General features: G+C 63.4%; 16 protein-coding genes. 2 read left to right on the forward strand and 14 right to left on the reverse strand.

Annotated features, from left to right (window positions below):
- Positions 1 to 14: 14 nt before the first annotated feature.
- The 13 genes from E3T27_RS15990 to rpoB form a co-directional block, all read right to left on the reverse strand.
- Entirely contained in the window at positions 15 to 1,196 is a 1,182-nt protein-coding gene (locus tag E3T27_RS15990; protein ID WP_338144907.1) for a serine/threonine-protein kinase, read from the reverse strand.
- A 327-nt stretch (positions 1,197 to 1,523) separates the two neighbouring features.
- Positions 1,524 to 2,231, reverse strand: coding sequence for a hypothetical protein (locus E3T27_RS16735; RefSeq protein WP_174722242.1), 708 nt, complete (start codon positions 2,229 to 2,231; stop codon positions 1,524 to 1,526).
- A complete protein-coding gene (locus E3T27_RS16000; RefSeq protein WP_134573986.1) occupies positions 2,228 to 2,896 on the reverse strand; it encodes a hypothetical protein in 669 nt (222 codons plus the stop codon). Before E3T27_RS16000 ends, E3T27_RS16735 begins: the two co-directional genes overlap by 4 nt.
- Positions 2,893 to 3,981 carry a type IV pilus assembly protein PilM gene (gene pilM / locus E3T27_RS16005; protein WP_134573988.1) on the reverse strand — a complete coding sequence of 363 codons (1,089 nt, stop codon included), beginning with the start codon at positions 3,979 to 3,981 and terminating at the stop codon, positions 2,893 to 2,895. The genes E3T27_RS16000 and pilM overlap by 4 nt, the downstream gene beginning before the upstream one ends.
- 6 nt (positions 3,982 to 3,987) lie before the next feature.
- Positions 3,988 to 5,394 (reverse strand): polymer-forming cytoskeletal protein, encoded by a 1,407-nt coding sequence (locus tag E3T27_RS16010; protein WP_134573990.1) that lies wholly within the window; start codon positions 5,392 to 5,394, stop codon positions 3,988 to 3,990.
- Entirely contained in the window at positions 5,385 to 5,912 is a 528-nt protein-coding gene (locus E3T27_RS16015; RefSeq protein ID WP_134573991.1) for a hypothetical protein, read from the reverse strand. The genes E3T27_RS16010 and E3T27_RS16015 overlap by 10 nt, the downstream gene beginning before the upstream one ends.
- A gap of 47 nt (positions 5,913 to 5,959) precedes the next feature.
- The gene (locus tag E3T27_RS16020) at positions 5,960 to 6,391 is read right to left on the reverse strand and encodes a type IV pilus modification PilV family protein (RefSeq protein ID WP_134573993.1); all 432 of its coding nucleotides are present in this window, start codon (positions 6,389 to 6,391) and stop codon (positions 5,960 to 5,962) included.
- Between the two features lie 110 nt (positions 6,392 to 6,501).
- Positions 6,502 to 6,930: a type IV pilin protein gene (locus E3T27_RS17210; protein WP_134573995.1), complete on the reverse strand. Its 429-nt coding sequence runs from the start codon at positions 6,928 to 6,930 to the stop codon at positions 6,502 to 6,504.
- Between the two features lie 149 nt (positions 6,931 to 7,079).
- Complete coding sequence (locus E3T27_RS16030; protein WP_166786251.1) at positions 7,080 to 8,309, reverse strand: type II secretion system F family protein; 1,230 nt, start codon at positions 8,307 to 8,309, stop codon at positions 7,080 to 7,082.
- Positions 8,306 to 9,538, reverse strand: coding sequence for a type IV pilus twitching motility protein PilT (locus tag E3T27_RS16035; RefSeq protein WP_134573997.1), 1,233 nt, complete (start codon positions 9,536 to 9,538; stop codon positions 8,306 to 8,308). The genes E3T27_RS16030 and E3T27_RS16035 overlap by 4 nt, the downstream gene beginning before the upstream one ends.
- 18 nt (positions 9,539 to 9,556) lie before the next feature.
- Positions 9,557 to 11,227, reverse strand: coding sequence for a GspE/PulE family protein (locus E3T27_RS16040; RefSeq protein WP_134573999.1), 1,671 nt, complete (start codon positions 11,225 to 11,227; stop codon positions 9,557 to 9,559).
- Positions 11,228 to 11,500: 273 nt separating this feature from the next.
- Complete coding sequence (locus tag E3T27_RS16045) at positions 11,501 to 15,424, reverse strand: DNA-directed RNA polymerase subunit beta' (RefSeq protein ID WP_104195853.1); 3,924 nt, start codon at positions 15,422 to 15,424, stop codon at positions 11,501 to 11,503.
- Positions 15,425 to 15,466: 42 nt separating this feature from the next.
- Positions 15,467 to 18,958 carry a DNA-directed RNA polymerase subunit beta gene (rpoB, locus tag E3T27_RS16050; protein ID WP_134574001.1) on the reverse strand — a complete coding sequence of 1,164 codons (3,492 nt, stop codon included), beginning with the start codon at positions 18,956 to 18,958 and terminating at the stop codon, positions 15,467 to 15,469.
- 353 nt (positions 18,959 to 19,311) lie between these two features.
- Here rpoB and E3T27_RS16055 point away from each other — a divergent pair, with 353 nt between their 5' ends.
- Positions 19,312 to 20,196 carry a spermidine synthase gene (locus E3T27_RS16055; RefSeq protein ID WP_104195854.1) on the forward strand — a complete coding sequence of 295 codons (885 nt, stop codon included), beginning with the start codon at positions 19,312 to 19,314 and terminating at the stop codon, positions 20,194 to 20,196.
- Between the two features lie 77 nt (positions 20,197 to 20,273).
- Here E3T27_RS16055 and E3T27_RS17105 read toward each other — a convergent pair whose 3' ends face one another.
- Positions 20,274 to 20,585: a hypothetical protein gene (locus E3T27_RS17105; protein ID WP_241992295.1), complete on the reverse strand. Its 312-nt coding sequence runs from the start codon at positions 20,583 to 20,585 to the stop codon at positions 20,274 to 20,276.
- Positions 20,586 to 20,603: 18 nt separating this feature from the next.
- On the opposite strand from E3T27_RS17105, the gene E3T27_RS17110 reads away from it, so the two are divergent.
- Positions 20,604 to 20,825, forward strand: coding sequence for a hypothetical protein (locus E3T27_RS17110; protein WP_233193346.1), 222 nt, complete (start codon positions 20,604 to 20,606; stop codon positions 20,823 to 20,825).
- Positions 20,826 to 20,954 lie beyond the last annotated feature (129 nt).

Consider the following 20,954-nt stretch of genomic DNA (forward strand, 5'->3'; position numbering starts at 1 on the left):
GAACACCCCGCCCATCAGATCACACCGGCGATCACGAGGGCACCGATGGTGCCGCCGATGCCGGCGACGACAGCGCCAGTCAGGAGCAGACTTAGCGTGAGCGGCGTAAATCGCGTGCGCCCGGTGTCGTGATCGCCGAGCAGGGTACCCTCGCGGGTATGGGACGCCGGAAGGCGCGTGCTGCGCCGGGGGCCGGGGCGCAGGGTGGGAATAATGACATCGGAGATGACAGCGCCGCGCGATTCGTGGTTGTCAAAGTCCACCGGTGCACCAGCGGATGCCCAGGCTTCATCGGCTACCTCCAGCGCGGTGAGGGGCAGTCCGAGGTCCCGCTCCACGCGTTGCAGGTCGTAGGCACATTCGAGCATGCTCGCCTGGCGCGCTGCGGGGTCGCGACTCATCATGCGGGCGAGGGCGCTCTCGAGGGAGGCGGGAACATCCGCTCGCCCGATGCTGGTGTATTTCGCTCGGCTAATGCGCTGTTTCAGTTGCGCGCGCGACCCGTTGGAGCCCGCGGGCAGTTCGAACGGCGCCCTGTCGGCCAGCAGCGAGTAGAAGGTGGCGCCGAATGACCAGACCTCGGTTGCTACCGTGCCGCTGGTGCGTTCGTCGACGACCTCCGGTGCGCTCCAGGGCAGCGACATAGCGAACAGCTCGTCGCGAGCGCCGCCGGCCAGGGAGGCGGCGATGCCGAAGTCACCGAGCACCGGGCCGCCGAATGTGGTCATGAGAATGTTGGACGGCTTGATGTCGCGGTGCAGCACCTTGGAACGATGCGCCGTCTCGAGGGCGCAGGCGATGCGCACGGCAACGCTCAGCACGGTCGCTACCGGCAGCGCTTCCGCGCGTTCTCGCGACGAATAGGAGCCGGGGCAGAATTCCATGACCAGGTACGGGCGGCCATCGGCAGAGATGCTGGCGTTGTACACGGTGAGAATAGACGGATGCGAGCTGAGCCGCGCCATGACGTCCGCTTCGGCGTTGAACGAGCGCAGCACGTCGTCGTCGACGATGTCCTGCAGTAGCACTTTGACCGCAACGGAACGGCGGGGCATGTTCTGTTCGAAGAGAAAAACGTCGGCAAATCCACCGGTGCCGAGGGGGCGCACGTAGGTGTAGCCCGACAGAACAGGCGGAGCAGAAGGAAGCCGCCTACCCATCGCTCCCCCGACCTGCATTGTTCCCCCGACCTGCATTGTTCCTGTGGTGCGTCTCTGTGTGGGCTCGCAAAGACGCAGCTGGTCTCAGGTTCAATCTTAACGACGGCACTCGACCCTGTCTCCCACTCGGGAAAATGGTACACCCCCCACAATGGGGGTATCGAGCTCTGGTCGTGTCCGCTTGCCTGGGGGAAATGCATGCATCGGCTGACGCCATCGTCAGCACCTTCTCCTGATTGCTGGCACGAGAATCACCTGCAGGCCGACCCGCGCATGTGGGCGTACGTTCCAGCCGACTATCCGACCGACGAATACGAAACCGTTCGTCCGGCCAGCACGCACGCACCTCATTCAGCACAGACCTCAGCTGGCGTCGAGCAGCACATAGACAATCCCGGCGATCTGGCCCGTTACCCGGTCGGGAACGTCGGCACTGGGCGTACCCGAGCTGAACGAGGTCACCGTCATCAGACGCTGCCCGTTCTGCAGACCTTCAAGAAAGTCCAGAACGGCGTCGAAACTTCCAGTGACCGAGATCGTGACCGGCACGGCGATAAAATTCTCCGCGGTCACCAGCGGACTCGGCGCCGCTGAACCAGCACCGTCAGTGTCGGTGTCGGGCGCCGTCGCGTCGGGCACGGTCGCGTCGGGCACGGTCGCGTCGGGCTCGGTCGTGTCGGGCTCGGTCGCGTCGGGCGCCGTCGCGTCGGGCGCGGGCACGACCGGCACATACGGCATCGCGTCGGCCGACGTGAACTCAGTCACAGTGACCGACGTGCGACCGGCAATGGCATCGAGCTGGCCGATAAAAGCGGGCAGCGCCGCACCCTCCGGGATCGCCGCCCGCAATACCGCAAGTTCGTCCTGCACCGTTTCGAGGCCGTCGAATTCACGCTGCAGGGCCGCGAGCTGCAGCTCGTAGGCCTCGTTCTGGGCGAGGGCTGCGGTTCGCGTCGCGCGGGCCACGCCCACCTCCTCCAGCTTGGGCGAGATCCCCAGGGTGAACCCGGCCATTACGACGATCGCGATGACGAGCATCGCCCCCACCAGCCACCACTTCGTCGTCGTCACTGGGTTACCTCGGCTTCTGCGAATCGGTTGGAGAACGCCTCGGCGTTGACGTGCAGCGTGAGACTCACCTCGTACGCACCGGAGTCGAGCATCGCGACCCGGGTCGGTGCGCTGTCGGCGTACCCGGGCAGGGTCGCCATCGCGTCGAGCCAATCGGGAACACTCGGCAGGGTCGGGCTGGTCAGGGTGAGGGTGATGGTCGCCACGCGACTCGGCTGCAAGGGCGCAGTCGCCTGCACGTACGGCACCCACGGCGAACCCGCGTCCAGAACCACGGCGCCGATCACGACGTCGCCGGGCAGTCGAGCGCGAATCTGCTGCAGATAATCGGTCCAGTCGATATCAACGGATGTCGCCAGCCGGCGGGCCGCGACGGTCGCGTCGACCTCCTCCTGCGCCCGGCGCACCTCGATGTATTCGCCCTGCGCCGCCAGGAGTTCGGTCGTGCGCGCCTGCACGACGGCGAGGCTGGCCTGGCTGCGCTCGGCCTCCCAGGTGGCGGCCGCGATGCCGACGCCCGTGACGAGCACGACCGCGACGACCGCGACGGCGAGGCCACGCTGCAGCCGGCGCCCTTTGTGTTCCGCCGTAATTTCGGGCGGCAGCAGGTCGACCCGGGGGTCACCGCCGATAACCGGGTCGTGAACTGTCTTCGGCGCACTCATGGTGTGCGTCCCAGAGCGAGGCCGAGGGCGACGAGATAGTCGCCGCCCGAATTCATTAGCCGCTCGGCGTCGACTCCCCGACCAACGGCGAGGCCACCGGTTGGGTTGGGCGGTGCGACCGGCAGTCGGGTGAGTTCGGCAAGTTGCGCGGCGAACCCGCCCAGCCGCGCTCCACCCCCAGTGAGAACGATACGGGTCACGGGCAGGTCGCTCCGAGTGTGGATGAAGTAGTTCACGGTGTTACGCAGGCTGGCGAGCAGTTCGCTCACGCCCTCGTGAATGACTACCGCGGCGGTCGCCGCGCTCTCGGCCGGCCCAGCGGCATCCGCTGAGCTGCCAGGGAGCAGCCCACCTGAGCCGATGCTGGAGGCGCGTTTAAGGGCCTCGGCTTGATCGACGGGCAGGTCGAGCCGCGCGCTGAGTGCCTGGGTGAGGTCGTCACCGCCGGCCGGAATGAGCCGCACGAATTGGGGTACTCCGCCCGCGGTGATCACGATGCTCGTTGTCCCGGCTCCGACGTCGATCTGCGCAACCACATCGTCGGTAGGGCGGCCACGACGAATGGCACGGCTGAGGGCGAACGGAATCAAATCGACCGCGACCGGGTTGAGCCCGGCCAACTGCACCGCCCGAACGTTTCGCAAAACCACTTCCTTGACCGCGGCGATCAGCAGTCCGTTGAGTTGCGGCCCCGATTGCCCATCGCCGGGAACGGCCTTGATCGGGTAGAAGTCAAGCAGGGCCTCAGACACCGGAACGGAAAGCAGATCCTGCACCTGGAACGGTAACGACTCACGGATACTCCGAATCGACTGCGCCGGAACGGTCAGGTCTCGAGCAACCACCCGATGGTTCCCCATGCCGATGACGACATTCTTGCTGGTGAATTTGCCGCCCGCCCACAACCGTTTCAGCTGCGAGGCGACCGTGTTGGGTTCGAGTACCTCGCCGCGTCCCACGGCGCCGTCGGGCAACGCCTCCTCATGGAATCGCACAATGGTCGGCTGCTCCCGGTCAGCATCGGCCAGTTCGATCGCCCGCAGCGAAGCCCGGCCAATGTCGATGCCAACAACGTGGCGCGTCACGGTGTGCTATCCATCACTCAGGTCCCTCATTGACGTCATGTTTCCGAGCCGGGAAACAGCGCCAGCCGAACCGTTTCCGGTCACCGTGCCCGTGTCGAGGTCGATTCCTGGCAGACCGAGCGGCGCAGATTCGAACCGGGTGTTGTTTTTGAAGTCGTTGGCCCCGTTCGCGTAGAGCTGGCCGCGCCACTCGAAACTATTCATGGCGTTGAACCGGCAGGGTGTGTAGGTCATGGCGTCGAGTGTGGGCGCTACCGTGAAGCTGTTCTTCATCAAAAAGTCGCCTTGCGACGCGCCACAGGTGGGCAGGTGGTCGGCCACCCGGTCGGGCGTGATGAACCATACTTTGTGTCGAGATGTCGACGAGGACTGAAAATGCACGTTGTTGACGAAGGTGAATCTGTTGGCAAAAATCACGACATCGGAGCTGAGCTTTACCGTACCGACGGCGGTGACACCAGAAGAGCACGCAGCCAGGGCGTTGATGATGACGGGTTTACCACCGTTCGCGGCCGCAGAGAGGGTCTGCGCGTCAATGGTGCACCCAGCCCCGATTGACGCGACCTTATACGGCACTCCACTTGCGTCGATCCAGTCGCTCGGTGTGTAGTTCAGATCGACCCAGGGCGGCACCGTGGGAATCGGTGTTCCGACGGTATAGCGCGTGTAGACGCCGCCGATCCTGCTGGCCTGTTGGGCCGCCGTCAGGTTCACGCTCGCCGCGGTGAGGTTGCCCGTTACGGCACCGAGCGTCGCGGCACCGGTGGCCCACGCGTTACCCTCTATGGAGCATCCGCCGATATTGAGGCTGCCGGCCGAAACGACTACATCACCCTCGATCACCGTGTTATTGGAGCACGATACGTTTCCGTTCTTTACCTGGATGGCCGCCCGGCCCGACTCGGCCACGAGCAGGTCCGCATTGTTCATGAACACGACACCGCCATAGAGGTACATGGCCGCACCACTCGGCTGCACGCCCGGGGGGACGGCTGACTCGTACTCGAAGATCGCCTCGACTCGAGTCTTATCCGACGCCGACGCGGTCAACGAGCTTCCAGTTGACTCAACCCGCAAGCGCACAGCCGCGACGCCGGCGGCCGGGCAGCCCGCCACCCATACGTTGTCGGTCGAGCTCAGGGAATATGCCATCTCGGCTGTGAATTGCGGTGAGGATCGCGAGTAGCTGGCCCGGCAGATGCCCTGGGTCAGACTGAGCCGGGCGGCGCTGACTCCGCTTTCGGCGGCCGCCACCGATTGCACCGAGGCGCGGGTGCTTTCCGTGAAATCAAGCGCGTTTAGGGTGGCCGCGGTCAGAGTGAGGGTGATCACAATCATCACGCCCATGACACCGATCACCGCCATGAGTGCGCTGCCGTCCTCAGCGCTTGCACCGTCGCGCTTCACAAGCATGGTTCACCAATCGTTGCGAGTGTGCGCGGCGTTACCGTCGTGTTGACGTCCACGGGTTTTTGCGCGCCGGCATCGAGGGTGAGGGCTACGGTGATGCGGTCGTTTACCCCGCCGAAGACCGCCGCACCGGTCGTGCTGACGCCGTCGCCCAGCTTGATCCAGCTACCCAGGTCACCAGAGACGGGTGCGGTGATGAGACTCGCCGGTGAAGTGCGCTTCGTGTACAGCGAGCCGCCGTTAACCGGAGCGTAGAACCAGGCCTGGCACGACCAGACCACCGAGGTGGCGCTGCCTGCGGTTCGCGCCACGAGAAACTGGGTGTCGTCGATGCTCTGCAGTGAGACCTGCGAAGCGTTTCTCACCCCTGATTGCACGGACCGACTGATCAGCTGCCCGAGGTTGGTCGCCTCGGTCGTGCTGCGCACGTCCCGCTCTGTTCCCACCGAGCTGATCAGCATGCCGCCGATGATCGTGAGCACCAGCACGGCAAAACTCACATAGACAAGAAGTTCGATCAAGGTGTATCCCGAATCCAGAGGGCGCGAGGCTGACGTCGCTTGGCAAGTCATGGCGCATCCAACAGAATGAGTGTTTCCGCGGCGGCCAGCTCGTCCTTCGACCCGACGCCCGATGCCCACACCCTCATCTGCACGACGCGCAGGTACGGCTCGGCGCAGACGTCGGTAGACGGCAGGTTGAGCCTCAAGTGCGGTTGCAGCAAACCACGTTTCGTTTCCACCGCTGCCGGAACACTCGCGGTGACGGCCTTGACCGCCGAGCAACTCGACCCGGCAGCTCCAACCCGCTCCAGTTGCTGGGCAACGACCTGAGTCGCCGCGGCGATGGTCACGTTCGTATCGGAGACGCGCACACTCTGCACGAGAATCGGCAGAAAGGCAACGGCTAAGAGCCCGATGAGGAACATGGCCACGACGATTTCGACCACTCCGAATCCGCTTTCGTTGCACGAATTCGAGCGACGCGGCGAATCGGGCATGCTCGCCCCTTTCGGCGGATCGTAGCGTTGCACTGAGAATGGATGGATTCGGCGGGTTCACGAGACGAATGCGGGTGGGGAGCCACTTCTGGCACCCCACCCGGCACCGACTACGGGGTCGCGACGCCTGAGACGCAGGTCCCTTGCAGGGCAGCACCGTTGTCATCGATCGCGAAGATACGGGCAGAGCCATCGAACTGGCCCGAGATGCAGAACGCTGTCGCTGAGCCGGTCAGCAAGACGGTGACCTCATCACTCGGGGTGTACGCGCTCGCAGCAGCGAGACTTGTGGGGAAACCCTTTGTGACGATCTCGGCGACTACGGCGGTCTTCGCCTGGGTGATCTGGGCTTTGACGGCGCTGTCTTTGGCGCCCTCCTGCTGGTTGAGAAAGATCGGAATCGCCACAGCGGCAAGCACGCCGATAATGAGCACGACCACGAGCAGCTCGATCAGGGTGAAGCCCTGTTGCCGTTCTCGAATCGCCGTGCGGGTGCGGGAGAGTGCGTGCAGGGTGCGGTGGATCAGGGGTCGGATCATGAGCGTGGTTTCCTTATGCTGTGGAACTGCTGCGGGCTGGGAAAAGTGGGAATATGGGAAATGTGACATTCTCACTTGTTCTGATCTTACGGTTTTCTACCCTTAATTGGGGGGTATTGCGAAAACTTATTCCAGCAATCTCAGACCGGCTATTTCACGTATTCAAAGATGCTGAACATGGGCAGATAGAGGGCGACGATCATGCCGCCGATCACCACTCCGATGAACGCGATCATCAGCGGCTCGATGAGTGCCGTGAGTTGTTCCGTGGTGGCCTGCACCTCCTGGTCGTAGAAGTCAGCAACCTTGGCGAGCATCTGCTCGAGGGCACCGGCGTCTTCGCCGACGGCGATCATCTGCACGACCATGGGGGGGAAGATCGGCGCCTGCGCCAGCGGCCCGGCGATCGACCCGCCTTGGCGCACCGACTCGGCCACCTTGCGTAGCGCGGATTCAATCACCCAGTTTCCGCTCGTCTCGCCGACAATGGCCAGCGACTGCAAGATGGGCACGCCGGCGGCGATCATGGTCGAGAAGTTTCGGCTGAACCGCGCAATGGCGAGCTTCATGAGCAAGGGCCCGAACACCGGCAATTTGAGCTTGAACGGGTCGACCCGGCGACGAACCGCTTCGGTGTTCTTGTTAGTGCGCCACCAGAACGCAAAGGCGGTGCCGAGCACAAGCAGTAGCGGCCCGAGCCAGACCATCATTTTCGACAGCACGACCAGAAACTGGGTCGGCAGTGGCAACTCCCCGCCGAGGCCAGCGAACATCTTCTCGAACACCGGCACGATGAAGATCAGCATGCCGATTACGGCGAGCACGGCCATGATGAGCACTACGACCGGATAGGCGAGCGCTGACTTGATCGTGTCGCGCAATTTCACCTCCGACTCGAAGTCGGCGGCCACCGAGGTGAGTGAGCTTTCAAGAAAACCGCCGGTCTCCCCGGCCCGCACGAGGTTGATCATGATCGGGGGGAACACGGCGGCGTGTTTCATCATCGCCTCGGAGAGCGAGGACCCAGTCTCCACCTCGGTGCGAATGGTCGCCAGAATGCGGGCGAGTTGGGGGTTCTCGGTCTGCTCCGACAGGATGTTCAGGGTACGCAGCAGGGACAGCCCGGCACTCGTCATGGTCGCCATCTGTCGGCTCATGACGGCGAGGTCCTTCAGTCCGATGCCCTTGCTGAAACCGGGTATGCGCACTTCTCGTTTCAGCCCGGTACCCACGTTGACCTCGGCCACCGAGATCGGCGCAAGCCCCATGGCGCGCAGGCGCTGCATTGCGGCGTTCTCGGAGACGGCATCCAAACGACCGGTGACGATCTTGCCGACCGCGGTGCGGCCCTTGTACGCGAAAACAGCACCGGCGGTCATCGCTGTTCCCGGTTGGAGTAGGAGTCGCCGAAGTCGATGCCGTCAAACGCCGACGGCCCGGCGGCGAGGTCACTGCTGTCCGATTTTCGAATCAGTTGGGCGAGGCTTTCCTGATCCTGCGCCTTGTCTTCAGCGGCCTTGCGGGTGATCGACCCGGCGTTGACGAGTTCGGCGAGGTGCTGGTCCATAGTGTGCATGCCCAGGGCTCGTCCGGCCTGCATGGCGGAGGCGATCTGGTAGGTCTTGCCTTCGCGAATGAGGTTGGCCACGGCTGGCGTGACGATAAGAATTTCGGTGGCGACGACCCGGCCGCCGCCGACTTTCTTCACCAATGCCTGGCAAACGACACCCTGCAGGGTCGCGGCGAGCTGGGCCCGCACCTGCCCCTGCTGGTACGGCGGAAACACGTCGATGACTCGGTCGATGGTCTGAGCGGCGTCTTGGGTGTGCAGGGTCGCGAATACGAGGTGGCCGGTCTCGGCCGCGGTCAGGGCTACCGAGACCGTCTCGAGGTCGCGCAATTCTCCGATGAGAATCACATCGGGGTCCTGCCGCAGCACGTGTTTGAGAGCGGATGCGAAACTGTGGGTGTCGTGGCCGACCTCACGCTGGTTGATCAGGGATTTCTGATGCTGGTGCAGAAACTCGATCGGGTCTTCCACCGTGACGATATGGTCGGCCCGGGTGCGGTTGACCAGGTCGATGAGCGCGGCCAGGGTCGTCGACTTACCTGATCCGGTGGGGCCGGTCACGAGCACCAGGCCTCGGGGCAGCTGGGCGAACTGGGCCACCGCATCGGGCACACCGAGCTCGCCGAGCTGTTTGATCTCCCCGGGAATCAGGCGAAAAGCACCACCGACGCTTCCACGCTGCTGAAAGTAATTCACCCGGAACCGGGCTCCCGAAGTCGTGTAGGCAAAGTCGAGCTCGAGTTCCTCTTCGAACTGGCGCCGCTGCTCGCGGGTCAGCAGGCTGAACAATGCCGTGGCGACCTTGTCACGCTTCCACACCGCGGCCCCGGCAATCGGCCGCAGCCCGCCGTCGAGGCGGATGCACGGCGGCGCCCCCACCGTCACGTGCAGGTCGGAGGCGCTCTGAACGACAACCTCGCGCAGCGCAGCCACCAGCGCGGGGTCCGGCCCGACGTCAAGATCCGGGTCGTCGAGCGGCCAGCTTTCCGCAGCGACGCCCGGCGGCGTGACCGGAATCTCGTAAATTTCCTGACTCATCGTGACTGTCCTTTCGACCTAAGCGACCACGCGCAGAATTTCGTCCACCGAGGTGAACCCGAGCCCGACCTTGGCCCAGCCATCGTCCCGGAGACTGACCATTCCCTGCTCCTGGGCGGTGTGCGCGATCTCCGCGCTTGACGCACGCGCCACGCACAGCCGTTCGATATCCTCGGTCACTGTCATCACCTCGTGCACGGCAAGCCGCCCACGGTAGCCGGTATTGGAGCAGCTGGCGCATCCGTTCGCTTGGTAGATGACGGGCAGTGCCAGGTCAGGCTCGAGCGGAAATCGCAGGTGCGCGAGCTGCTCTCGGCTCCGAAGGTCAGGCATTTTGCAGCGTTCGCACAGGCGGCGGGCCAGGCGTTGGGCGACGACGCAGTCGAGTGCGCTGCCCACGAGAAAGGGCTCGATGCCCATTTCGGTGAGGCGCGTGATCGCGCTCGGTGCATTATTGGTGTGCAGGGTGGAGAGCACGAGGTGCCCGGTGAGCGCTGCCTCGATAGCGATCTGGGCGGTCTCGTGGTCGCGAATCTCGCCGAGCAGAACGACATCGGGATCGCACCGCAGAATGCTGCGCAGGGCACTCGCAAAGGTCAGTCCCGCCTTTGGATTCACCTGCACCTGGTTGATACCGACCATGCGATACTCCACCGGATCTTCGACGGTGATCACATTGATCTCCGGGCGAGCCACCGAATACAGGGTCGTGTACAGGGTCGTCGACTTGCCCGACCCGGTAGGCCCGGTCACCAGGATCATTCCGTACGGCTTCGAGTAGGCCGTTTTGAAGGCGTCATAGTTGTGGTCGAGCAGGGACAGATCGCGCAGGTCCATGCTCGTGGTCGAGTTGTCTAGGATACGCATGACGACCTTTTCACCCCAGACCGTTGGCAGGGTGGCCACGCGCAGGTCGATCTTGCGGCCACCGTGGCTGACCGACATACGGCCGTCCTGCGGTTTGCGGCGCTCGGCGATGTCGATGTCGGCCATGATTTTCAAGCGGCTGATGACACCGTTTTGAATACTCTTCGGTGCGCTCGGCATCTCGTGTAGAACACCGTCGATGCGGTATCGCACTCGCAGGCTGACCTCACCCGGTTCGATGTGTATATCGCTGGCCTTGTCCTGAATGGCCTGGCTCACCAGCAAATTGACGAAGCGCACAATGGGTGCGGCATCGTCGCTCGCCTCATCGGACGCCTCAGGCGCCGACATATTCGAATCGTTCTCTTCCTCGAGCGCCGTGGTGAGGTTGCTGAGTTCGTCATCGGCGCGATGGAAGCGCGCGATCGCAGCGAGCAGGTCGCTGCGTTCGGCCACCACCGGGGACACTCGCAGTCGAGAGGCTTCACCGACATCGTCGAGCGCGAACACATTGCCGGGGTCGACCATAGCGAGCACGAGCCGCCCGCCTTCAATTCCGATTGGCAGCACTTCGTGTCGTCGACAGAGCAGCGCCGACACGAGGGCGAGGGCACTCGCCTCGACCGCATACTCGAGCAGTTCGACGAAGGGCAGGTTGGCCTGGGCTGCCCGCGCCTTCGCGAACTGCAGCTCGGTGATCACTCCACTGTCGACAAGCCCCCGAACGGCGCCCTCGTCGGCAGGATCTCCCGCTAGCAGGGTGTCGAGAGCTTCGATCGGAAGCAGACCGTGCAGAATAAGAATCTCGGTCAGGGTTGCCACGCGGTTCTCCCCCGAACTGGTCACAGATACTCTACTTCTCGAGTATACGTCCCCCCACGCCCTCTCGCCGACCGTCCCCTGTGCGGACGGGGCCCGGGCCCCGTCCGCGGGCCCAGTCTATAAACTGGGCCCGCGTTCACAAGGTGGGCCCGGCGACGGACGGCAGCGCGCGACACCGCCCCACGTCATCCGCTCGCCGGTCCGTCGAAGGTCTACTTAAACGACGAATGGCCCCTGCCGAAGCAGGGGCCATCCGTTTAGAGCTGCCGGGTACTAGTTATACGTTCCCGGAGTCAGGTCGTCCGACGAGAAACTGTCGAAATCGACGAAGCTCAGGTCACCCTCGGCGAACGTGGCATCTTCGGTGAAGATGCGGTTCGGGTAACGCTCAGCCTTGGCTTCTTCCGTCGCCTCGACGCTAACGTCGCGGTAGCGGGGAAGACCGGTGCCGGCCGGGATCAACTTACCGATGATCACGTTCTCCTTGAGGCCCATCAGCGGGTCGCTCTTGCCTTCCATGGCCGCCTGGGTCAGAACCCGGGTGGTCTCCTGGAAGGAAGCGGCCGACAGCCAGGACTCGGTCGCGAGGGAAGCCTTGGTGATACCCATGACCTCCTGGCGAGCGGATGCCGTCTTCTTGCCCTCGGTGAGCGCGGTGCGGTTGAGGTCGTTGTACTTCAACCGATCAACGAGCTCGCCCGGGAGCAGTCCGGTGTCACCGTGTTCGACGACGGTCACCTTACGAAGCATCTGACGAACGATGACCTCGATGTGCTTGTCGTGAATCGGTACACCCTGCGAACGGTAGACCTCCTGCACACCGGAGACGAGGTGCTTCTGCACCGCGCGAACACCCTTGACGCGAAGAACTTCCTTCGGGTCGACGGCGCCGATGATGATCTGCTGTCCGAGATCGACGTGCTGACCATCCTCAACGAGAAGGGTTGAACGCTTCAGCACCGGGTAGGCGATTGCTTCGTCGCCGTTGTCGGGGGTCAGGATGACCTTACGACCCTTGTCCGAGTCCTCGATCGTGATGCGTCCGGCGGAGTCGACGATGGGTGACGCACCCTTGGGGGTGCGCGCCTCGAACAGCTCCTGAACACGCGGCAGACCCTGGGTGATGTCGTCAGCGGATGCCGACCCACCCGTGTGGAAGGTACGCATGGTCAGCTGGGTGCCGGGCTCACCGATGGACTGTGCGGCGATGATACCGACGGCCTCACCGATGTCGACGAGCTGGCCCGTTGCGAGCGACCGGCCATAGCAGACCGCACACACACCGACAGCCGACTCACAGGTGAGTACCGAGCGCACCTTGATGGTTTCGACACCACCGGCGATGAGCTTGGCGATGAGCACGTCTCCGACATCGTCTCCGGCGTCGGCGATGACCTCACCAGCAGCGTTGACCGCGGCTGCGGCCAGGCTGCGAGCGTAGACCGCGTTCTCGACGTTGAAGTCGACCAGCAGTCCGCCGTCTTCGTCACGCAGGAGCGCACCGGTCGTGGCATCGGTTCCGGCGATGGGCAGTTCGAGACCCTTCGTCGTTCCGCAGTCGTCTTCGCGGATGATGACATCCTGCGAGACGTCCACCAGACGACGGGTGAGGTAACCCGAGTCAGCGGTACGCAGAGCCGTGTCAGCCAGTCCCTTACGAGCACCGTGAGTAGCAATGAAGTACTCGGCGACGGACAGGCCTTCGCGGTAGCTCGAGATGATCGGGCGAGGGATGATCTCACCCTTCGGGTTGTTCACGAGGCCTCGCATGCCGGCGATGTTGCGCACCTGCAGCCAGTTACCACGAGCACCAGAGGTGACCATGCGGTTGATGGTGTTGTCGGCCGGGAAGTTCGCCTGCATGGCTGCGGCGACGTCTTCCGTGGCACGGGTCCAGATCTGGATGAGCTCCTGGCGACGCTCGAGGTCGGTCGTGAGACCCTTCTCGAACTGTGCCTGAACCTTGGCGGCCTGCTTCTCATAGCCGGCAACGATCTGCGGCTTGTTCGGCGGGGTGAGGATGTCGCTCAGCGCAACGGTCACACCGGAACGGGTTGCCCAGTAGAAACCGGCATCCTTGATCCGGTCGAGGGTTGCAGCAACCTCCACCTTGACGTACCGCTCCGCGAGGTCGTTGACAATGGTCGACATGGTGACCTTGTTGGCAACGTCTTCGAAGTACGGGTAGTCGGCCGGGAGCGCCTCGTTGAAGATGGCGCGGCCGAGGCTCGTGGTGACCAGAACGGTTCCGACAGCCTGACCGTTGACCAGTTCGACACCGTCGGGCTGCGTGCCCTCGGTGAAGTACTTGTCGGTCAAGCGGATGCGCACCTTGGCATTCAGGTCGAGCGACTTCTGGTCGAACGCGAGAATGGCCTCGGACACGCTGGAGAAAGCACGGCCTTCTCCGACCACACCTTCCTTCATCGTGGTGAGGTGGTGCAGACCGATGATCATGTCCTGGGTGGGCAAGGTGACCGGGCGGCCGTCAGACGGCTTGAGGATGTTGTTCGAGGCGAGCATCAGGATGCGTGCCTCGGCCTGGGCCTCAACGGAAAGCGGAAGGTGGACAGCCATCTGGTCACCGTCGAAGTCGGCGTTGAACGCCGCGCAGACGAGCGGGTGCAGCTGGATTGCCTTACCTTCAACGAGCTGAGGCTCGAAGGCCTGGATGCCCAGGCGGTGCAGGGTGGGTGCACGGTTGAGCATGACGGGGCGCTCGCGGATGATCTCCTCGAGCACGTCCCAGACCTGCGGGCGTGAGCGTTCGACCATGCGCTTGGCGGCCTTGATGTTCTGAGCGTGGCTCAAATCGATCAGGCGCTTGATCACGAACGGCTTGAACAGCTCGAGTGCCATCTGCTTGGGCAGACCACACTGGTGCAGCTTGAGCTGCGGGCCGACCACGATGACCGAACGGCCCGAGTAGTCCACGCGCTTGCCGAGCAGGTTCTGACGGAACCGACCCTGCTTTCCCTTGAGCATGTCGCTCAGGGACTTCAGGGCACGGTTACCGGTACCGGTAACGGGGCGACCACGACGACCGTTGTCGAACAGTGCGTCGACGGCCTCCTGCAGCATGCGCTTTTCGTTGTTCACGATGATCTCGGGAGCACCGAGGTCGAGCAGACGACGCAGGCGGTTGTTGCGGTTGATCACACGACGGTAGAGGTCGTTCAGGTCGCTCGTGGCGAAACGTCCACCGTCGAGCTGAACCATCGGGCGCAGTTCCGGCGGGAGCACGGGAACGACGTCGAGCACCATTCCGGCCGGCGAGTTGCCGGTCATGATGAACGCGTTCACCACGCGCAGGCGCTTGATGGCGCGGATCTTCTTCTGACCCTTGCCCTCGGCGATCTGCAGGTGCAGGTTTTCGCTCTCGGTGACCAGGTCGAAGGCCTCGAGGCGCTTCTTGATGGCTTCGGCACCCATGAAGGCCTCGAAGTACATACCGAAACGGTCCTGGAGCTCGTGGAAAACGGAATCTTCCGGCTTCAGGTCGCCGACCTTGAGGGTGCGGAAGTCTTCCCACACGCGCTCGAGGTGCGCGATCTGCTCGTCCAGGGACTTACGAACCTGGCCCATTTCCTTTTCGGCGGCGTCTTTCGTGCGCTTCTTCTGGTCGCTCTTGGCGCCTTCGGCCTCCAGTGCTGCGAGGTCGGTTTCGAGGCGCTGCAGGCGATCGGCGATGCGCGAGTCGCGGCTGGACTCGATGGTCTTGAGTTCGAGACGCAACTCGTTCTCGAGGCCGGGCATGTCCTGGTGGCGACCGTCTTCGTCAACCGTGATGACCATGTATGCGGCGAAGTAGATGACCTTTTCGAGGTCCTTCGGAGCCATGTCCAGCAGGTAGCCGAGACGCGAGGGCACACCCTTGAAGTACCAGATGTGCGTGACCGGGGCAGCGAGTTCGATGTGGCCCATGCGCTCACGGCGCACCGACGACTTCGTGACCTCTACACCGCAACGCTCGCAGACGATTCCTTTGAAGCGAACACGCTTGTACTTGCCGCACGAGCATTCCCAGTCCCGCGAGGGGCCGAAGATCTGCTCGCCGAACAGGCCGTCTTTTTCCGGCTTGAGCGTGCGGTAGTTGATGGTTTCGGGCTTCTTGACCTCACCGTGCGACCAACGACGGATGTCGTCAGCGGTAGCCAGGCCAATACGAAGCTCGTCAAATGTTGTTACGTCGAGCAATTTCTCTCCTTGGAAAGTTTTCGAAGTTTCTTCGGGCCAGGCTTAGATGTCGTCGATGGACGACGACTCAAACCGGGTGGAAATATTGATGCCGAGCTCTTCCGCAGCCCGGAACACCTCGTCATCCGTGTCGCGCAGGCTGACTGCGGTGCCATCGGCCGAGAGCACCTCGACGTTCAAGCACAGCGACTGCATTTCCTTGATCAGAACCTTGAAGCTCTCGGGAATGCCGGGTTCCTGGATGTTCTCACCCTTGACGATGGCTTCGTACACCTTGACGCGGCCGAGGATATCGTCAGACTTGATGGTCAGGAGTTCCTGCAGGGCATAAGCAGCTCCGTATGCTTCGAGCGCCCACACCTCCATCTCACCGAAACGCTGTCCACCGAACTGCGCCTTACCACCCAGCGGCTGCTGCGTGATCATGGAGTACGGGCCGGTCGAACGAGCGTGGATCTTGTCGTCGACGAGGTGGTGGAGCTTCAGGATGTACATGTATCCAACGGACACCGGCATCGGGAACGGCTCGCCGGAGCGGCCGTCGAAGAGCTGGGTCTTTCCGGTGGAACCGATGAGGCGTTCGCCGTCGCGGGTCAGGGTCGTGGAGTCCAGGAGACCCTCGATCTCGATCTCGAGCGCGCCGTCGAATACCGGGGTGGCGACCTTCGTGCCGGGGGCGGCACTGAAAGCGTGCTCCGGAAGACGAGCAGCCCATTTCGGCTTACCCTCGACGTTCCAGCCCTGCTTCGCAATCCAGCCGAGGTGCGTTTCGAGCACCTGGCCGAAGTTCATGCGACCGGGGATACCGAGCGGGTTGAGGATGATGTCGACCGGGGTTCCGTCGGCGAGGAACGGCATGTCCTCGATCGGCAGAATGCGGGAGATGACACCCTTGTTGCCGTGACGGCCGGCGAGCTTGTCACCCTCGGTGATCTTGCGCTTCTGGGCGATGAACACGACCACGCGCTGGTTGACGCCCGAGCCGAGCTCGTCGTCGCCGTCCTGCGAGTCGAACACCTTGACACCGATGATGGTGCCGCGCTCACCGTGGGGAACCTTCAAGCTCGTGTCGCGAACTTCGCGGCTCTTCTCGTTGAAGATGGCGCGCAGCAGGCGCTCCTCCGCGGAAAGCTCGGTCTCGCCCTTCGGCGTGACCTTGCCCACGAGGATGTCGCCGGGGCGAACCTCGGCTCCGATCCGGATGATGCCACGCTCGTCGAGGTCGGCGAGGAAGTCCGGGGACACGTTGGGAAGGTCGCGAGTGATCTCTTCCTTGCCCAGCTTGGTGTCGCGGGCATCCACTTCGTACTCTTCGATGTGAATCGAGGAGAGGGTGTCGTCCTTGACCAAGTTCTGGCTCAGGATGATCGCGTCCTCGAAGTTGTAGCCTTCCCACGGCATGAATGCCACGAGCAGGTTCTTTCCGAGGGCGAGCTCGCCCTGGTCGGTGGCGGGTCCGTCGGCGATAACCTCGCCGGCTTCGATGCGCTCACCGGCGTTGACGATCACGCGGTGGTTGAAGCTCGTGCCCTGGTTGGAGCGCGAGAACTTGCGCAGGTAGTAGTCCTGCGTGCCGCCCTCATCGAGCTGGATGGTGACGACGTCAGCCGACACCTCGGAGACCACACCGGGCTTCGACGCGGTGAGCACGTCACCGGCGTCGATGGCCGTGTAGACCTCCATGCCGGTTCCGACGAGTGGGCTGTCGGACAGCAGCAGCGGCACCGCCTGACGCTGCATGTTGGCACCCATGAGTGCGCGGTTTGCATCGTCGTGCTCGAGGAACGGGATGAGGCTGGTCGCGACCGACACCATCTGACGCGGCGAGACATCCATGTAGCCGATGTCTTCAGCGGGAACGAGGTCGACCTCGCCACCCTTCTTACGAGCGAGCACGCGGGCCTCGGCAAAGTGCGAGTCCTTGGTGAGCGGCGCGTTGGCCTGGGCGACGATGAAGTCGTCCTCTTCGCTCGCGGTGAGGTAATCGATCGTCTCGGTGACCTTGTTGTTGAGTACACGACGGTACGGCGTCTCGATGAAACCGAACGCATTGATCTGCGCGAACGAGGCGAGCGAACCGATCAGGCCGATGTTCGGGCCTTCCGGGGTCTCAATGGGGCACATGCGGCCGTAGTGCGAGGGGTGAACGTCTCGCACCTCGACGCCGGCGCGGTCGCGGGACAGACCACCCGGGCCCAGCGCGCTGAGGCGACGCTTGTGCGTCAATCCGGCGAGCGGGTTGTTCTGGTCCATGAACTGCGAGAGCTGGGACGTACCGAAGAACTCCTTGATCGCAGCCACGACGGGGCGCACGTTGATCAGGGTCTGCGGGGTGATCGCTTCGATATCCTGCGTGGTCATGCGCTCACGAACGACGCGTTCCATGCGGGACAGGCCGGTACGCACCTGGTTCTGGATGAGCTCGCCAACAGCACGGATACGACGGTTACCGAAGTGGTCGATGTCGTCGATGTCGATGTTGATTTCGGTCATCTTGCCGTCGCGCAGGCCCGGAAGGGTGGTCTGGTTGTCGTGCAGGGCGACCAGGTACTTGATGGTGGCCAGGATGTCCGCCAGCGTCAGTACGGAGTCACTCAGCGGCGCTTCGAGGCCGAGCTTGCGGTTGATCTTGTAACGACCAACCTTGGCCAGGTCGTAGCGCTTGGAGTTGAAGAAGAAGTTGTCGAGGAGCGCACGCGCAGCCTCGGCGGCAACCTGCTCGCCGGGACGGAGCTTGCGGTAGATGTCCTTGAGGGCTTCTTCCTTGGTGAGGATGTTGTCCTTCTCGAGGGTGAGCTCGATGGACGCGTAACCCTTGAACTCCTCGAGGATCTCCTCGCTGGTGAGACCGAGGGCCTTCAGGAACACGGTGACGGACTGCTTGCGCTTGCGGTCGATGCGCACACCGACCTGGTCGCGCTTGTCGATCTCGAATTCGAGCCAGGCACCACGGCTCGGAATGACACGGGCGGAGTAGATGTCCTTGTCAGACGTCTTCTCCTGCTCGCGGTTGAAATACACGCCCGGGGAGCGCACCAGCTGCGACACGACGACACGCTCGGTGCCGTTGATCACGAAGGTGCCCTTGGGGGTCATCAACGGGAAGTCACCCATGAACACGGTCTGGGTTTTGATCTCACCGGTGAGGTGGTTCATGAACTCAGCGTTCACGTAGAGGGGTGCGGAGTAGGTCTTACCCTTTTCCTTGCACTCATCAATGGTGTACTTCTCCGGCTCGAGCTCCGGGTTGGTGAAGGACAGCTGCATCGTTTCGCCGAGGTCTTCGATGGGAGAGATCTCCTCGAAGATCTCATCGAGCCCGGTGCGATTCGGCAGGTCCTGGCGGCCGGCTTTCTGGGCCTCGGCGATGCGAGCCTTCCAGATGTCGTTGCCGACAAGCCAGTCGAAGCTCTCGGTCTGCAAAGCGAGCAGATCCGGAACGTTCAAGTGGTCGCTGATCTTTGCGAACGACAGGCGCTCAGCTGAGCGGCCGTTCTTGGGTGAGTTGGTGGTTGCGTTGCGCGCAGCAGCCAAGGAAATAACCTCCGTGGACCCCGTCAGGTCTAGTTATTGTTATTGGTGATGACTCCGCAGACCCTAGGAAAGAATCTCGTAGGAAATGTGCCTCAAGGTGGCTTGAACACGCAAAGCCGACCGCAATATGAAGGCAAGGTTTTTCTGGGAGCGTAAGGAGTAAGCATATGCCCCAATTAGCGGCATGTCCACCCGAATCTTGCATATGTGTAAATTCTCAGGTATAACCCGCCGCTCTACCCACCGCGGAAGCGCACGAACTGCCCGCTTGGCCGCCGCAAAACGGCACGTCTTATGCTCCCGGGACGGATGGTGCGCGCAGATCGCGAGCAGCCAGGGCGCAGACTGGAACCATGAGTACTGGGCGCAAGGGTGAGGCATCCGACGAGCATCCGGCTGTCGTCTTGAAGTTGAGCGGGCACACGGCGGTGATCGAACCGGACCGGTTCACTCCCGGCAGCTTTCAGCTCGTGGTCGACGGCACGCCGCAGTCGCACGTGAACATCGACCACCCCGATGAGCTGTTCTTCGAGTACATCCAGCGCATCGGGCACGTCATCGACCTGCTCGGGGAACCTCACGAGCCAATCACCGCCGTGCACCTCGGAGCGGGCGCGCTGACCCTGCCGCGCTATGTGGAGGCGACCCGGCCGGGCTCCCGCCAGCAGGTCGTCGAGATCGAGAGCGACCTGATCGACCTCGTGCGGGAGGTTTTGCCGTGGGACAAGCGCGCCCAGCTGCGCGTGCGCCACGGCGATGCCCGCGAGGTGCTCGGCAAGCTGCCGGCCGGACTCCAGGGAGCCGTCGACCTTGTCGTGGTGGATATCTTCTCGGGCGCGCGCACCCCGAAACACGTCACGAGCCGCGAATTCTTCGCTCTCGCCGCTCCGCTGTTGTCGCCGCGCGGCGTGCTCGCCGTCAACGTAGCGGATGGCCCCGGCCTCGCGTTCGCTCGTGGCCAGGCCGCAACCCTCTCGGCGGTGTTTCCGCACGTGATCGGATTCGCCGAGACGCAGGTGCTCAAGGGCCGCCGCTTCGGCAACATCGTATTCATCGCCGCGCACACCCCGATCGACCTCAACTGGATTCCCCGGCTGCTTGCGAACGGACCGCACCCGGCCAAGGTGATCGAGGGCACCGAGCTGAAGCAGTTCATGGCCGGGTCGCTCGTGGCGACCGACGAGACGTCGACGCAGTCGCCGTTGCCGGGCCGCACGGTGTTTCAGATTGGGCACTGACCTGCGACCGGATTCACATTGGCGGCGGTATTCTGGGGGCACCCGTTTATCCCGCGCGGCCCCGGCCGCCCTCGTCATTACAGGAACACACCCTGAGTTTCATCATCGGTTACGACCCCATCACTCTGCGCGAAAAAGTTGACCTGCTGGCCGCCGGCGAGCGGCTCGTCGAGCTCGGCAACCTGCGGAGCCTGGCCGCGCTCAACGAGAAGGTCGCCCTGCTGCGTCTGGTCGGTCGGCTCGACGAAGCCTGGGAAATTGCGAACGAGGCGCTGCGCCAGTCCCGCTTCACCGGCAACCGGGAGCAGGCGGTGGCCAGTCGCATCCGTCGTGCCCAGGTTTTGCAGTTTCAGGGCAAGCTCGACGAGGCCGCGAGCGAACTGACCCACTGCATCCTCGACTCTGAGGTGCACGAGTGGACCCGGCTGGCCGCCTACGCCCGGCAGCACCGCGGCAAGGTGTACTTCGACCAGGGCAACCTCGACGGCGCGCTTGCGGACTTCACCGCGGCCGTTTTTCTGCGCGAGAAAGACGGCGCAGACGCCGACGAACTCGACAGTTCACTGCTCGCCGTTGCAGTAGTGGAGTCGCACATCGCGGCCCGCGGGTCCAATTCCCTTCCCGCATAACTCCTGCAATTCGATGCCTGCAACTCAACCACCCGCACAATCTTGCGGCACCCGGGGAGCGGCGCCGCAAATTGCAGGAGTTACGGTGCGTCGTGGCGGGGTACTGGCCGTCGGGCGCGTTCTACGACA

Source organism: Cryobacterium lyxosi (assembly GCF_004403345.1).
Lineage (GTDB): Bacteria > Actinomycetota > Actinomycetes > Actinomycetales > Microbacteriaceae > Cryobacterium > Cryobacterium lyxosi.

Bases quoted from the DNA above. Each gene is read 5' to 3' on its own strand.
- E3T27_RS16020 (WP_134573993.1), bottom strand. From the start codon at position 6,391: ATGCCCGATTCGCCGCGTCGCTCGAATTCGTGCAACGAAAGCGGATTC.
- E3T27_RS16035 (WP_134573997.1), bottom strand. From the start codon at position 9,538: ATGAGTCAGGAAATTTACGAGATTCCGGTCACGCCGCCGGGCGTCGCT.
- E3T27_RS17210 (WP_134573995.1), bottom strand. From the start codon at position 6,930: ATGATCCGACCCCTGATCCACCGCACCCTGCACGCACTCTCCCGCACC.
- E3T27_RS16030 (WP_166786251.1), bottom strand. From the start codon at position 8,309: ATGACCGCCGGTGCTGTTTTCGCGTACAAGGGCCGCACCGCGGTCGGC.
- E3T27_RS16000 (WP_134573986.1), bottom strand. From the start codon at position 2,896: ATGAGTGCGCCGAAGACAGTTCACGACCCGGTTATCGGCGGTGACCCC.
- E3T27_RS16010 (WP_134573990.1), bottom strand. From the start codon at position 5,394: ATGCTTGTGAAGCGCGACGGTGCAAGCGCTGAGGACGGCAGCGCACTC.
- E3T27_RS15990 (WP_338144907.1), bottom strand. From the start codon at position 1,196: ATGCAGGTCGGGGGAACAATGCAGGTCGGGGGAGCGATGGGTAGGCGG.
- E3T27_RS16055 (WP_104195854.1), top strand. From the start codon at position 19,312: ATGAGTACTGGGCGCAAGGGTGAGGCATCCGACGAGCATCCGGCTGTC.